Raw genomic sequence first — 15168 nt, 5'->3', positions numbered from 1 at the left:
AGCAATTCGATTGCGGGTGCAAATTTAATATATCACTTTAGATAAAACAACTATTTTGTCATCTATTTTTTTAAAATTATTCGGGATATTCAATTCGTAAATGGTAAATATTTGCAAGCTTGTACTTTAGCACTTTTTTTATCGATTCAATTTCTTTAAAAGTAATATCGGCGTTTAAAAACTGATCCTCTTTTATTTGTTTATTGATTATTTTTTCTACAAAATCATTAATTTTTGTAGACGTTGGATCTTTTATACTTTTTGATGCGGCCTCTACACTATCACACATCATTAAAATAGCCGTTTCTTTACTAAAAGGTTTTGGTCCTGGATAACAAAAATCTATTTTATCAACCTCGTTATCCAAATCTTTTTCTTTTTTGTAAAAGTAATAAACTGCGGTAGTACCGTGATGTGTTCTAATAAAATCAATAATTCGATCTGGTAATTTATTTTTTCGGGCTATTTCTATACCATCAATAACGTGATTGATTATAATTTTAGCACTTTCTCTACCTGATAGCTCATCGTGAGGATTTAAACTCGTTAACTGGTTTTCTGTAAAATAGGTTGGATTTTGCATTTTTCCAATATCGTGATACAAGGCTCCTACCCTTATTAGCATGGCATTAGCGCCAATTTCATTGGCACAGGATTCAGCTAAATTAGCAACATTTAAAGAATGATGAAATGTACCTGGTGCTTTATTAGACAATTCTTTGAGCAATTTTGAATTGGTGTCTGATAGTTCCAGAAGTGAAACATCTGAAACCAAACCAAAAAGTTTCTCGTAGGCATAAATTAAGGGCTGTACAAATAAAGTTGCAAGTCCACACAAAATAAACCAAATAAAAACCTCCCATTCCATGTTTTCAACAGTGCCTTCATGTATCACAAAAAAGGCAAAATAGGCCACGATATAAATCAAGGTAATTTGACCTACAGAAATAAATAAATTTGCTCTTTTATATAATTCTGAAACGGTTAAAATAGTAACAATTCCAGCTATGATTTGGAGGAACATATACTCGTAACTATTAGGGACTATAAACCCCAATAACAGCACCGTTATAACGTGCGCAAAAAGTCCTAATCGCGCATCAAAAAAAGCTTTAAAAACGAGCGGTAAAATACAAATAGGGACCACATAAATATATTCTGAATTATAATTCACCACAATTGTGGTTAAAAAAACCATGAGTAATACATTGAACAAAATAAAAGTCACTTTTGTATTATTTTCGAAGATATGAGGTCTGTAGTTTTTAATGAATAACAATAACATTAATAAAGCGAGCGCTACTAACAAGGTATAGGCAAAAAGAATCCAAACATAATTAGATTTATTCCAAACTTGAGATTTATACTCAGACTGTAAAGATTTTAATTTTTGATATTTGTCACCTTCAATAACTTCGCCTTTAGAGATTATTAAAGTTCCTTTTTCAACACTTCCTCGAGTAGGAACTATTTTATCTAAAGCCTCTTGTAAAACTTTATCTGTCGTCGATTTATCGAAGAATACATTAGGCTCAACGATATCAAAAAAAAGAGATATAAAGGTGTTTTTATAATTTGAAAGCTTCCAATTTAAAAGTGTTTTTTCAATCACTAAAACCACTTCATCTTGCTGAATTAAGTTTGAAAAAAAGATTTTATCTTGTTTCACACGATTATCAAGAAGAATCGCCACCTTTGTTTCAGAGAACTCGTAATCCTCACTTAAAACTCCAAATTGATACAATTCTGTGATAATTGTTTCTCCCGCTTTAAACAATTTAGTACGTTCAACCTTTAATATCGAATCTGAAAATGTTTTATCAAATCGGCTCTCAAAAGACTCTCGTATTTTTGCTTCAATCGTATTATCGATATTAAAGTAAAGAAATGCATTGTCTCTAATGGTTTTCTCTTCTAGCTTGAGCTCATCGACCGTCTTCTTAATAGCAAAATTAAAAGGAGCGTATAAGTTTTCGGACTGCCATGGTTTCCCTTTCTCGAAATTATACTTAAACTTTCCACTTTTTGGAAACAGATAAACAATTAAAACTGTAGAACAGATAAACAATATTCCTTTGTAAATTAAGGAATGATGCTTGTAAAATTTATTTATAAAATCTCTCATTAAATACTTAATAAGTTCAAATGTAATAAAATTATAAGGGTATTCTATTAATTTTATAATTATAGTAATCATTCAGATTTCTAATAAAAATGATTAATTTCGTAACATTAATACCTAATCACAAATAAGTATGGGAAAAGAAGTTGTTATAGTATCGGCTGCAAGAACACCAATAGGTAGTTTTTTAGGTGCTTTATCTACAATACCTGCCACCACATTAGGCGCTATTGCTATTAAGGGTGCACTAGATAAAATTAAGCTTAAACCAGAGCTAGTTGATGAAGTTTTGATGGGTCACGTAGTACAAGCTGGAACAGGACAGGCGCCTGCACGGCAAGCTGCAATTCACGCTGGAATCCCTAATACGGTGCCCTGCACAACCATAAATAAAGTATGTGCCTCTGGCATGAAAGCTGTTATGCAAGCCGCACAAGCTATAGCCCTTGGAGACGCCCATATTATCGTTGCTGGTGGAATGGAAAACATGAGCTTAATTCCGCATTATTTACAAGTAAGAACGGGTACGAAATTTGGCCCAACGTCGTTAACAGACGGCATGCAAAAAGATGGATTGGTTGATGCTTACAACCAAAATGCTATGGGTGTTTGCGCTGATGCTTGCGCTCAAGAGTATGAATTCTCTAGAGAAGACCAAGATGCTTTTGCTATCCAATCTTATAACCGATCGGCCGCAGCTTGGCAGGCCGGTAAATTTGATAATGAGGTTGTGCCTGTCGAAGTTCCGCAACGCAGAGGCGAACCTATTACCGTTAGTATAGACGAAGAATTTACTAATGTGAAAATGGAAAAAATACCACAACTACGTCCTGCCTTTTCTAAAGATGGTACGGTAACTGCTGCCAACGCTTCAACCATAAACGATGGTGCTGGCGCGGTGGTTTTAATGAGTCAAGAGAAGGCTGAAGAATTAGGATTAAAACCCTTGGCAACTATTAAAAGTTATGCTGATGCGGCGCATGATCCAGACTGGTTTACAACAGCACCTGCCAAAGCTTTACCAAAGGCTTTAAAGAAGGCCGGAATGACTATGGACGATGTGGATTACTTTGAATTAAACGAAGCTTTTGCCGTTGTTGGTTTAGCGAATATGAAAATTCTTGGTCTTGATAACAGTAAAGTAAATGTTAATGGAGGTGCAGTTTCTCTGGGGCATCCCTTAGGTTGCTCTGGTGTTCGAATACTTATTACCTTACTTAATGTGTTAGAACAAAACAATGCCAAAATAGGTGCTGCAGCTATTTGCAATGGCGGTGGTGGCGCATCTGCCGTTATTATTGAACGAAATTAAAATTGTCTTTAAAATAAGTTTTTAGCATAACCCTTTAAAGAGGTAATACTATCGTAATCTTTAAACCGTATTAAAATACATCAAATGACATACACTAAAAAACAACCATGGTGTTACCGTTTTTTCAATTCAAATAAATGCATAAATAATTAACCGCAATAGACAGTAAAAAAATCAATTTATGCAATACGGAATTTGTAATTTAAGCATGGTATCACTAAGATCTGAGCCCACAAACGACAGTCCACTTATTTCGCAAGTTTTATACGGTGAATATTTTAAAGTTTTAGAACAACGTAAATTCTGGAGCAAAATTAGACTTGCTTTTGATGGTAATGAAGGTTGGATCGATAATAAACAATACCTTAATATTACAGAAGAGAACTATAAGTTTATCAACAACAAAAATGCTACATTTTCCCAAGACCTTGTAGAGTTTGTTCAAGACCCAAACGAACAATTATATGCCATCCCTTTGGGATCCACGCTTAACGGTTTAGAGGTTTTAAATCACCGTTTTGATGGCACTTCATTTTTTGGGGTATCAACGAAATGTAATCTTGTAAAAACGGCTTTTATATATTTAAACACACCTTATCTATCTGGTGGTAAAACTCCCTTTGGGATAGACAGTTCTGGTTTTACACAAATGGTTTATAAATTAAACGGTTACAAATTATTACGAACGGCTTCACAGCAAGCTACACAAGGTGAGGCCTTAAGTTTTATTGAAGAAAGCGAACCTGGAGATTTAGCTTTTTTTGACGACGACGAAGGTGTTATTAACCACGTTGGCATTATAATGAAAGACAACTATATTATTCATGCCTATGGCAAAGTAAGAATTGATAGGCTAGATCATTCTGGTATTTTTAATGTCGATGAAGAAAAGCATACGCATAAATTAAGAGTTATTAAAAAAGTGATATAAAAAAAACCGCAAATTGCGGTTTTTTTAAATTTCATACCAAAAATACTACTCCATTAGTTTCCAGCTTCAATCGCTTCAACTTTTTGCTTCAATACTTTGTATTTATCTGTTTCTCCCAAAACACTATAAATATTCATTAAAGTCTTCGCAGCATTAATATTTTTATCATCAATAGCAATGGCCTTATCTAAATAAGGAATAGCACTTCTATAAATGTCTTGGCGCTCCTTTCTTAACTCGTCGTAACGCAAGTCGTCTTTTTTAGAACTCCCTAAATTATTCATTTCTTCAATTAGCGCTTGTTCTCCTTGAAGAATTAAAGCCGCTGTATTTATATAGGCATTTATATAATTAGGATCTAATTCTATCGATTTGTCGTAATACCTTTTGGCAGCTTCCTTATCACCAGATTCTGCAGCAATTACACCCAAGTTGTATTGTAATTCTGCGTTTTCAGGATCTTTTTGAGTGGCTTCTTCCAATAGTTTTTTAAACTCCTCTTTATTTCCCATCTTAAAATGCACGTTAGCTTCAGAAAGTAATAAGTTAATATCGTCTGGACTTTCTGCGCGTGCATCTTTCATAGCTTCTAAAGCCTTTTCGTTATCACCTTGATTAACGTAGATAAGAGCTACGTTTTTAACGATTTCAGCCTTTTTAGATTCTGTTAAACGCTCGCCTGGTTTAATATGACTTTTCGCTCTAACATATAAATCGCGACTTTCTTTGTCTAAAACCTCTTCTTGCCCGGTCTCCACATTAGTGGCAAAATACTCTTTTTGTATACCTGTGTAGCCCAGCTGCTTGAGTTCTTCATATAATTTTAAAGCTCTATCATATTCTCTAACATTTACCGCGGTTGCCGCTGCATAATAAAGAAACAACGTATCTTTTTCTGATGTTCTGTAAGCGTGCTCGAAGTGCTTTGATGCTGTAGAAAAATCGTTTTTCTCGTAAGCTGCATTTCCTTTTGTTAAAATATCATTGGTCATATTCTGCTTTAATTGTAAAACATCTGACTCATACGCCGAACTTTTAACATTATTTAAACTCGCTAAAGCTTTGTCTATATCTTCGCTAGAACCAGCTCCATTAGCGTAAAGAGCTTGACCTAACAAATAATAATACTTAGCTTTATTTTTCTCATCCATAGAAGCCATTAAGGGCTCTACTTGATTTAATGCAGTTTTAGCTTCTGCAAAATTATTTCCTTTAATAGCTTTTTCTGCAGCTCTCAATTCTTTTTTCTGTGCAAATGAAAATGCACTTATTGATAAAGCTAAAGCTATGATTAATGGTTTTTTCATTTTAAAATATTTAATTAATTATCTGAATTATTTTCGTTTTGATCGCTATCAGTATCAAGATTATCAAGAGTTGTGCCATCTTCAGAATCAGCGATAATATCGTCGTTTTCAACGATATCAACCTCTTCTTCATCATGCATTACCTTAGCAACCGCTGCAATAGTATCGTTCCCTTTAAGGTTAATCAATTTAACCCCTTGTGTCGCTCTTCCCATCACTCTTAAATCTTTAACTGCCATTCTAATAGCAATACCAGATTTATTGATTATCATTAAGTCATCTTCATCTGTCACGTTTTTAATAGCTACTAAATTACCGGTTTTTTCTGTAATAGAAATGGTTTTAACACCTTTTCCGCCTCTATTTGTAATTCGGTAATCATCTAGGCTAGAACGCTTACCATAACCATGCTCAGAAACAACTAGAATATCGCTTTCCATATCGTCTACAGCAATCATACCTACAACCTCATCAGTCTTTTCGTCTTGTAAACGAATACCTCGAACCCCAGATGCACCACGCCCCATAGGTCTTGTTTTGGCTTCTTCAAAACGAATGGCTTTACCAGATTTTAAAGCTAACATGACTTGACTTTCGCCTGTGGTTAACTTCGCTTCTAATAGAACATCGCCTTCTTTAATAGTAATGGCATTAATACCGTTAGCTCTTGGACGAGAATACTGCTCTAAGGATGTTTTTTTAACCTGTCCTTTTTTGGTTGCCATAATAACGTAATGACTGTTTATGTAATCTTCATCTTTTAAGTCTTGAGTACAAATAAAAGCCATCACTTTGTCGTCCTGCTCGATATTTATAAGATTTTGAATCGCTCTACCTTTAGAGGTTTTACTGCCTTCTGGAATTTCATAAACACGCATCCAGTAACATTTTCCTTTTTGCGTAAAGAATAACATATATTGGTGGTTGGTACCCACGAATAAATGCTCTAAGAAATCTTCGTTACGAGTGGTAGATGCTTTTTGGCCTACACCACCTCTATGCTGAGTTTTGTATTCTGTTAAAGAGGTACGTTTAATATATCCCGCATGAGAAATCGTAATGACTACTTTTTCGTCTGGAATCATGTCCTCAATACTTAAATCGCCACCTGCATATTCGATAGTAGAACGACGCTCGTCGCCGTATTTTTCTCTTACGGCTTCCAATTCCGACTTAATAATGTCCATTCTACGCTCTTTTTTATCGAGAATATCTTTTAAATCTTCAATGGTAATCATTAACGCATCGTACTCTGTACGTAATTTATCCTGCTCTAAACCTGTTAATTGACGCAGACGCATCTCTACAATAGCTTTGGCCTGAATTTCTGAAAGTTTAAAACGCTCAACTAAATTAGCTCTGGCTTCATCGGCATTTGAAGAGGCTCTAATAATTTTTATAACTTCATCAATATTATCTGAAGCAATAATTAAACCTTCTAATATATGAGCACGTTCTTCAGCTTTACGCAATTCGTAAGTGGTTCGTTTAACCACAACATCGTGTCTATGCTCAACAAAATAATGAATAAGATCCTTTAGATTTAATAATTGTGGACGACCGTCGACCAAAGCAATATTATTAACACTAAAAGACGATTGTAATGCCGTGTATTTGTATAATTTGTTTAAAACAATATTTGGAATGGCATCCCGCTTTAAAACATAAACGATACGCATTCCATTTCTGTCCGATTCATCACGAATGGAAGCAATTCCTTCCATCTTCTTTTCGTTAACCAAGTCGGCAGTCTTTTTAATCATCTCTGCCTTATTAACTTGGTACGGAATCTCATCTACTATAATACACTCACGACCATTTATTTCTTCAATATTAGCCTTAGCACGCATTACAATACGCCCGCGACCTGTATGAAAGGCTTCCTTAACACCGTCATACCCATAGATAATCCCACCAGTAGGAAAATCTGGCGCCTTGATATGGGTTATTAATTCGTCAATTTCAATGTCATTATTATCAATGAAAGCGATAATACCATTTACAACCTCTGTTAAATTGTGTGGTGGCATATTGGTTGCCATACCCACAGCGATACCTGAGGCCCCATTAACTAAAAGACCAGGAATGCGAGTAGGCAAAACTGTTGGCTCTTGCAGTGTGTCGTCAAAATTTAGCTTATGCTCTACGGTTTCTTTATCAATATCTGCTAAGAAATCTTCAGAAATTTTTTGCATTCGCGCTTCTGTATAACGCATTGCTGCCGGGCTATCGCCATCTACAGATCCAAAGTTACCCTGCCCGTCTACCAACATATACCTCAAACTCCACTCTTGAGCCATACGAACCATGGTATCGTAAACTGATTTATCTCCATGAGGGTGATACTTACCTAAAACCTCACCTACTATTCTTGCTGATTTTTTATGAGCCGAATTAGCTCGAATACCTAACTCGTGCATGCCGTAAAGTACACGTCGGTGTACTGGCTTTAAACCATCTCTTACATCTGGTAAGGCACGTGACACAATGACCGACATTGAATAATCAATGTAAGCCGATTTCATCTCATCTTCAATATTAATAGGAATCAATTTTTCTCCTTCTGCCATATATAATTTAATTAAATTTTTGTGAGTTTTTCAAAACGTGCTAATATAACCATTTCATTAGTCATAGCACACTTCTATATTCGCTAATTTATGTTTTTTATCAACAATTTAACATTCTTTAAAAGTGAATAAGTAAACCTGCAAAAATTTTGAATTTCTGAAGTATTTTTGTCACTTAGCATTTTAAGGTATAGTTTTTGCCATTGATAAAATGTTTTAGTATTTTTAAAGACAAAAGAAAACAATATGGATGATAATTTTTCGCCAAGAGTAAAAGATGTAATTGCTTACAGCAAAGAAGAAGCGCTAAGGCTGGGTCACGATTTTATAGGAACCGAGCACTTAATGCTAGGGCTTTTGCGCGATGGCGATGGCAAGGCTATTAATATTTTGAATGCTTTAAACATTGATTTAAATCATTTAAGGCGCAAAGTTGAAATTTTAAGTCCGGCAAACCCCAGTATTATTGAAGCTTCAAATCAAAAAAAGAATTTACATCTTACAAGACAAGCAGAACGCGCCTTAAAAACAACGTTTTTAGAGGCAAAACTATTTCAAAGCGCCTCCATAAATACAGCGCATCTGCTTTTGTGTATATTACGAAATGAAAATGACCCTACTACTAAGCTTTTAAATAAGCTTAAAGTGGATTATGACAATGTTAAAGAACAATTTAAACTTATGATCACAAACGACAATGACTATATAGAACCAAAATCTGAGTCTTTCCAAGATGACGACTCCGGATTACAAGAAGGCGCATCAAAAGATAATGTTTTTAATGCACCAACAGGTAAAACAGGCAAAAAATCTAAAACACCAGTTTTAGATAACTTTGGACGCGACCTCACAGCTATGGCTGAAGAAGGTAAACTTGACCCCGTGGTAGGTCGAGAGGAAGAAATTCAACGTGTATCTCAAATTTTAAGTAGACGAAAGAAAAACAACCCGCTTTTAATTGGAGAACCAGGCGTTGGTAAATCGGCTATTGCTGAAGGCTTAGCCCTTAGAATTGTAAAACGTAAAGTCTCGCGAATTCTATTTAATAAACGCGTGGTTACCCTAGACTTAGCGAGTTTGGTTGCTGGCACAAAATACCGTGGACAGTTTGAAGAGCGTATGAAAGCCGTAATGAACGAACTTGAAAAGAATGATGATGTTATTCTGTTTATCGACGAAATCCACACCATTGTAGGTGCTGGAGGAGCTACCGGAAGCCTAGACGCCTCAAACATGTTTAAACCAGCTTTAGCTCGTGGTGAAATTCAATGCATTGGTGCCACAACACTCGACGAATACAGACAGTACATCGAAAAAGATGGTGCTTTAGAACGTCGTTTTCAAAAGGTTATAGTAGAACCCACTACGGTAGAACAAACTATTGAAATTTTAAACAATATAAAAGGTAAATACGAAGAGCATCACAACGTTGATTATACCCCTGAAGCTATTGAAGCTTGTGTAAAACTAACGAATAGATATATGACCGAGCGATTCTTACCAGATAAAGCTATTGACGCCTTAGATGAAGCGGGCTCCAGAGTTCATATCACTAATATAGATGTTCCTAAGCAAATTATTGAATTAGAAAAACAACTAGAAAAAGTTAAAGAGACCAAAAATTCGGTTGTTAAAAAACAAAAATACGAGGAAGCCGCAAAGCTAAGAGATGATGAAAAGCGCATAGAAAAAGAATTGGCTATCGCCCAAGAAAAATGGGAAGAAGACACTAAATTAAACCGTGAGGTGGTTACCGAAGATAATGTTGCCGATGTCGTTTCTATGATGACTGGTATTCCTGTAAACCGCATCGCTCAAACCGAGATTAATAAACTTGCAGAACTACCTAATCTTATTAAAGGTAAAGTTATTGGTCAAGATGAAGCGGTGGCTAAGGTCGTTAAAGCCATACAGCGTAATAGAGCCGGCCTTAAAGACCCTAACAAACCAATTGGTTCGTTTATATTTTTAGGCCAGACTGGTGTTGGTAAAACCCAACTCGCCAAGGTGTTATCGCGCGAACTATTTGATAGTGAAGATTCACTTATTAGAATTGACATGAGTGAATACATGGAGAAATTTGCGATTTCTAGACTCGTTGGTGCACCTCCAGGATACGTTGGTTATGAAGAGGGCGGCCAATTAACCGAGAAAGTAAGACGCAAACCCTATGCTGTTATTCTTTTAGATGAAATTGAGAAAGCACATCCGGATGTCTTTAATATGCTTTTACAAGTACTTGACGACGGATATTTAACAGATAGCTTAGGCAGAAAAATAGATTTTAGAAATACCATCATTATTATGACCTCTAATATTGGAGCTCGTAAACTAAAAGATTTTGGTACAGGTATAGGTTTTGGTACAGCTTCTCAAAAAGCTCAAGAAGACGCAAATGCCGTTAAAATAATTGAAAACGCCCTGAAAAAATCGTTTGCACCAGAATTTTTAAATAGAATTGATGATGTGGTCGTATTTAATGCTTTAGAAAAAGAACATATAAACCAAATCATCGACATAGAATTAGAAAAACTGTTATTTAGAATTAAAGGTTTAGGTTATAATTTAACCCTAACTGAAAGTGCGAAAGATTTTATAGCAGACAAAGGTTTCGATAAACAATACGGTGCGAGACCACTTAAAAGAGCCATTCAAAAATATGTTGAAGATGCCTTGGCTGAAGAAATTATATCATCTCACGTAGAAGAAGGCGATAAAATAAATATCGATTTAGATAAAGCATCTCAAGAACTTAAAATCACTATTGAAAAGGCTGAGAAACCTACAGAATCTTAGTTTAAACACATTATTTAATAACACAAACAGCCCGAAAATTTCGGGCTGTTTGTGTTTTAAAATATAATCTCATCCTAAAAACATATTAAACTTCATCTTATCTAAAAGTTTAAAGGATCCACTGTTGTAATCAAAAAAACCAATTACTCAGCATTTAAGTAGTCTAAACTCATTTCTGTTAAGGTTTTCACCCCTAAAAGCAAACCACTGTCATCCACTAAAAAGTCTGGTGTATGATGCGGATAAGGAGTCTTGTTACCCGGTGTCATGCCGCCTAAGAAAAAGAAAAAACCAGGAACTTCTTTTTGGTAATACGAAAAATCCTCAGCTCCTGTTGTCGCTTTTTGTATTTGCACATTATCGGCACCAGCAACACGATTCATGGTAGGCAACATTTGTGCTACCAAATCATGATTATTAAAAGTAATTTCGGTGGCATCTACAATTTCACAAGTAGCTTCACCGCCATAAGCCTTAGCGATTGTTTCTACCATAGTTACCATACGCTTATTAAGCTTTTCCTTCATGCTGTAATCCAGTGTACGAATAGTACCAATCATTTCGGCAGTTTCTGGTATAATATTACTTCGCACACCACTTTTTATTTTCCCCACAGTAATTACAGCAGCCTCGTTGGTAAGATCTGATTCACGACTTATAATGGTTTGCAATCCATCAATAATTTTTGCACTAATTAAAATGGGATCTACGCCTGTCCATGGTCGCGAACCATGACTTTGCTTCCCCTTTACATTAATGGTAAAACTCTGTGCTGCTGCCATTAAACCACCAGATTTATAACGAATTTCACCCACAGGAACGTGCGACATAATATGCAAACCAAATATAGCATCGACTTTCGGATTCTCTAAAACTCCTTCTTTTACCATCAGTAAAGCACCTCCTTCTTCACCTGGTGGGGGTCCTTCTTCTGCTGGTTGAAAAATAAATTTAACGGTACCGTTAATTTTATCTTTATGTTTAGACAGCACTTCGGCTACTCCCATTAAAATAGCAGTATGGGTGTCATGTCCGCAGGCATGCATAACACCAACTTTTTCGCCTAAATACTCTGCTGTAACGGTAGATTTATAAGGTAAATCATTACGCTCTACAACAGGTAACGCATCGATATCAGCCCGTAAGGCAATTACTTTTCCAGGCGAATTGCCCTTTAAAAGCCCAACAACCCCAGTATGGGCAACCCCAGTTTGAACCTCAAGCCCTAAAGCTTTTAAATGTTTGGCAATTTTTTCTGCGGTTTTAAATTCACGGTTACTAAGTTCTGGGTTTTGATGTAAATAACGCCTCCACTCAATAACCTTACTTTCTATGGCAGTAAAATCTTTTTCCAATTCTGCATTTTGCCCTATTGCAAAATACGAAGAGCACAGAAAAACTGCTAAAATCAATTTTCTCATAATTAGGTAGTTTTAGTTTATTTTATTCAAATATATGTAAATATCAACTTAACTTTCACTAGTATTTTATTCTTTTTACTAAATAATTAACAAAAAATTACTTATTAAAAGTGTAATTGATTTACTCATTTTAAAAAAACTTCAGTGAAACCCCAACACTATACAACATAATTAAGACCTCTATATATGATTAAATTTGAGGTGAATTTTAAGCCTTTTTTTATTTTGACAAGATTAAATTCAATACTTATTTAGGGAAGCACTGTTGTTTACAAAATCATTTTGTAATTTTTACTGCTCGTCAAAAAGAGAAATGTGAAGAACACATTTTAATAGTTTGCTTATTCTTATGCCCACTTTATGGGCGTGTTTATTTTTTTATATCCTTAAAAACCCAACTTATAAAGCTCATAAGGAACATAAGTTTATTTTTTTTCGCCACAACTGTAACAAAACAACAAAAAGTTAATCTATAATAGTAAGAATATATTTTTTTTGAGGCCAAAAAAATTAAATACAGAACAACTTATAACCCTTTGTAAAGCAGGAAACCAAACTGCGCAGCTAGAAATTTATAACCGCTATTATAAAGCGATGTTCAATACCGCTTTACGTATTGTTAAAAACAGATTTGAAGCAGAAGATATTATGCAAGATGCTTTTCTATTAGCCTTTACAAAACTGGAAAATTTAAAAGATTTAAAAACATTTGGAGTATGGCTTAAACGAATCGTAATTAATAATAGCATTAGTCATTATAATAAAACTACTAGGATGCCACAGGTACCTTTGGAAGCTGTTTATCATAAAATTGAAGACCAAAATGAGATAACAGATGGTAATTATGGATTAAAAAGCATAAAAGTACAGCACATTTTAAATACTTTGAAAACGCTAAAAGATAATTATAGAATAGTGCTAACCTTAAACCTTATAGAAGGTTATGATTACGAGGAAATATGTGACATTATGAAAATCTCAAATTCCAATTGCAGAACAACCATATCGAGAGCAAAAGAAAGCTTAAGGAAAAAATTACAAATAATAAGTTAAATAAAAATGAATAGAGACGAGATAGATCAATTATTTAAAAGCCTAAGAAATGGTTTTGATATTGAAGAGCCTTCTAAACATCATAAACAGCAGTTTTTAATTAAATTGAATAAAAACAATACCGATCTCCTTATAAAAAACAATAAAAAAAATTGGCGTTTTGTAAAGCCGTTAGTAGGTCTCGCGGCTTCTTTTGTTTTACTAATCGCCCTTTATATAGGTACTAATAAAAATCAAGCCACAAGCGATTTAGCCAGTGTGTCATCAAAAATGGCCGAAACACAAGATTTTTTCACAACAACCATAGCCTACGAGCTAAGTAAAGTTGAAAAAAAAACGACTCCAGAAACACAGGCATTAATTAGAGACACCATGAGACGTCTGGAAGCCCTAGAAATAGAATACGAAGCCCTAAAAAAAGATCTATCGAAGAGTGGAGATGATAATCGTGTTATTTTTGCCATGATTTCTAATTTTCAAAATAGAATACATTTATTACAAAATACTTTAGAACACATCCAAAACATTAAACAATTAAAACACTTAGACAATGAAACTTACACAACCCTATAAACTGCTTTTACTGCTGTTCTTGTTGCCTGTTTTTGCCACAGCAAACGTAAACCAAGACCGTAAATACACTAAGGAAAAAGTGATTAACAAAACATTTTCTGTAAACACAAATGCGACTTTAAAGATTGATAACAGCTACGGAAACATAGATATTGTTACATGGAATGAAAATAAAATTGCGTTCGAAATAACCATTACGACTGCGGGTAATAACGAAGAAAAAGTAACGAATAAATTAAAAGAAATTGAAGTTGATTTTGAAGCGTCATCAAACATGGTTTATGCAAAAACAAACTTTAAAAAAAGTAGCAAGTCGTGGTGGCCATGGGCAAACTATAACAATGTGAATATGAAAATAAATTACATTGTAAAAATTCCTATTACCAATAGTATTGTCTTAAATAACGACTACGGTAATATTAATGTAGCTAAACTTGAAGGGTCTGCAAAAATACATTGCGATTATGGAAAAATAACTACAAAAGAATTGCTAGCCGATGGGAACGAAATCAACTTTAATTACACCAACAATTGTTACTTTGATTATATAAAAAGCGGTGAAATTGATGCCGATTATAGCAGTTTTACCGTGGGGAAAACAAATAACTTAAACATAAAAGCAGATTACACAAACTCCATAGTAGAAATTGCCGAAAACGTAAATTACAACTGTGATTATGGCAGTATTAAAATTGAAAAAGCGAATAATATCACAGGAAATGGCGACTACTTAACCACCTTAATTGGCGACGTTTATAAAAACCTTAAGCTTGATGCCGATTACGGTATAATTAAAATAAAAAATATAACTCAAAACGCGGGCAACATCAATATAAATTCAGATTATACTGGAATTAAAATTGGTTTTGATCCTAGTTATCATTTTAATTTCGAAATCGATTTAGATTATGCGTCTTTAAAAAATAAGAAAGATCTACAATTTATAGTAACAGAAGAAAAAAATATCTCAAAATACTACAAAGGATTTTACGGTAGTGATAATTCTGGCAATACTATTAAAATTGAATCCGATTACGGTAACGTTTCACTATTAAAAAACTAACAAATCTTTAATACAAATAA

The 15168-nt window shown here is 34.4% G+C and carries 10 protein-coding genes; 6 read left to right on the top strand and 4 right to left on the bottom strand.

Annotated elements, in window-relative coordinates:
* Positions 1-76 precede the first annotated feature (76 nt).
* Positions 77-2125 (bottom strand): HD family phosphohydrolase, encoded by a 2049-nt coding sequence (locus FEZ18_RS12110; RefSeq protein ID WP_153269116.1) that lies wholly within the window; start codon positions 2123-2125, stop codon positions 77-79.
* 130 nt (positions 2126-2255) lie between these two features.
* Here FEZ18_RS12110 and FEZ18_RS12105 point away from each other — a divergent pair, with 130 nt between their 5' ends.
* Together FEZ18_RS12105 and FEZ18_RS12100 are read left to right on the top strand one after the other, a co-directional pair.
* Positions 2256-3434, top strand: a complete 1179-nt coding sequence (locus FEZ18_RS12105) for an acetyl-CoA C-acyltransferase (protein WP_153268558.1) — start codon at positions 2256-2258, stop codon at positions 3432-3434.
* A gap of 181 nt (positions 3435-3615) precedes the next feature.
* Positions 3616-4365: a C40 family peptidase gene (locus FEZ18_RS12100; RefSeq protein WP_153268557.1), complete on the top strand. Its 750-nt coding sequence runs from the start codon at positions 3616-3618 to the stop codon at positions 4363-4365.
* 53 nt (positions 4366-4418) lie between these two features.
* On the opposite strand, the gene FEZ18_RS12095 is transcribed toward FEZ18_RS12100, so the two are convergent.
* A complete protein-coding gene (locus tag FEZ18_RS12095) occupies positions 4419-5672 on the bottom strand; it encodes a tetratricopeptide repeat protein (RefSeq protein ID WP_153268556.1) in 1254 nt (417 codons plus the stop codon).
* A gap of 14 nt (positions 5673-5686) precedes the next feature.
* Positions 5687-8242 carry a DNA gyrase subunit A gene (gene gyrA, locus FEZ18_RS12090; RefSeq protein WP_153268555.1) on the bottom strand — a complete coding sequence of 852 codons (2556 nt, stop codon included), beginning with the start codon at positions 8240-8242 and terminating at the stop codon, positions 5687-5689.
* A 246-nt stretch (positions 8243-8488) separates the two neighbouring features.
* Here gyrA and FEZ18_RS12085 point away from each other — a divergent pair, with 246 nt between their 5' ends.
* On the top strand, positions 8489-11038 hold the full coding sequence (locus tag FEZ18_RS12085; RefSeq protein WP_153268554.1) for an ATP-dependent Clp protease ATP-binding subunit: 2550 nt from the start codon (positions 8489-8491) through the stop codon (positions 11036-11038).
* 143 nt (positions 11039-11181) lie between these two features.
* Here the strand turns inward: FEZ18_RS12085 and FEZ18_RS12080 are convergent, their stop codons facing one another.
* Entirely contained in the window at positions 11182-12459 is a 1278-nt protein-coding gene (locus tag FEZ18_RS12080; protein WP_153268553.1) for an amidohydrolase, read from the bottom strand.
* 495 nt (positions 12460-12954) lie between these two features.
* On the opposite strand from FEZ18_RS12080, the gene FEZ18_RS12075 reads away from it, so the two are divergent.
* Genes FEZ18_RS12075 through FEZ18_RS12065 form a run of 3 tightly spaced genes read left to right on the top strand, consistent with a single transcriptional unit; the run spans position 12955 to position 15148 of the window.
* Positions 12955-13512 carry an RNA polymerase sigma factor gene (locus FEZ18_RS12075; RefSeq protein ID WP_153268552.1) on the top strand — a complete coding sequence of 186 codons (558 nt, stop codon included), beginning with the start codon at positions 12955-12957 and terminating at the stop codon, positions 13510-13512.
* A gap of 6 nt (positions 13513-13518) precedes the next feature.
* Positions 13519-14085 carry a hypothetical protein gene (locus tag FEZ18_RS12070; RefSeq protein WP_153268551.1) on the top strand — a complete coding sequence of 189 codons (567 nt, stop codon included), beginning with the start codon at positions 13519-13521 and terminating at the stop codon, positions 14083-14085.
* Positions 14063-15148 (top strand): hypothetical protein, encoded by a 1086-nt coding sequence (locus FEZ18_RS12065; RefSeq protein ID WP_153268550.1) that lies wholly within the window; start codon positions 14063-14065, stop codon positions 15146-15148. Before FEZ18_RS12070 ends, FEZ18_RS12065 begins: the two co-directional genes overlap by 23 nt.
* The last annotated feature ends 20 nt before the right edge of the window (positions 15149-15168 follow it).

This window comes from Oceanihabitans sp. IOP_32 (genome assembly GCF_009498295.1).
Taxonomy (GTDB): domain Bacteria; phylum Bacteroidota; class Bacteroidia; order Flavobacteriales; family Flavobacteriaceae; genus Wocania; species Wocania indica.
This window is presented reverse-complemented; position numbering and strand designations above follow the sequence as displayed.

Excerpts from the sequence above, each read along its gene's own strand:
- FEZ18_RS12070 (WP_153268551.1), top strand. The coding sequence starts at position 13,519 with ATGAATAGAGACGAGATAGATCAATTATTTAAAAGCCTAAGAAATGGT.
- FEZ18_RS12065 (WP_153268550.1), top strand. The coding sequence starts at position 14,063 with ATGAAACTTACACAACCCTATAAACTGCTTTTACTGCTGTTCTTGTTG.
- FEZ18_RS12110 (WP_153269116.1), bottom strand. The coding sequence starts at position 2,125 with ATGAGAGATTTTATAAATAAATTTTACAAGCATCATTCCTTAATTTAC.
- FEZ18_RS12105 (WP_153268558.1), top strand. The coding sequence starts at position 2,256 with ATGGGAAAAGAAGTTGTTATAGTATCGGCTGCAAGAACACCAATAGGT.
- FEZ18_RS12080 (WP_153268553.1), bottom strand. The coding sequence starts at position 12,459 with ATGAGAAAATTGATTTTAGCAGTTTTTCTGTGCTCTTCGTATTTTGCA.
- FEZ18_RS12085 (WP_153268554.1), top strand. The coding sequence starts at position 8,489 with ATGGATGATAATTTTTCGCCAAGAGTAAAAGATGTAATTGCTTACAGC.
- gyrA (WP_153268555.1), bottom strand. The coding sequence starts at position 8,242 with ATGGCAGAAGGAGAAAAATTGATTCCTATTAATATTGAAGATGAGATG.
- FEZ18_RS12095 (WP_153268556.1), bottom strand. The coding sequence starts at position 5,672 with ATGAAAAAACCATTAATCATAGCTTTAGCTTTATCAATAAGTGCATTT.
- FEZ18_RS12100 (WP_153268557.1), top strand. The coding sequence starts at position 3,616 with ATGCAATACGGAATTTGTAATTTAAGCATGGTATCACTAAGATCTGAG.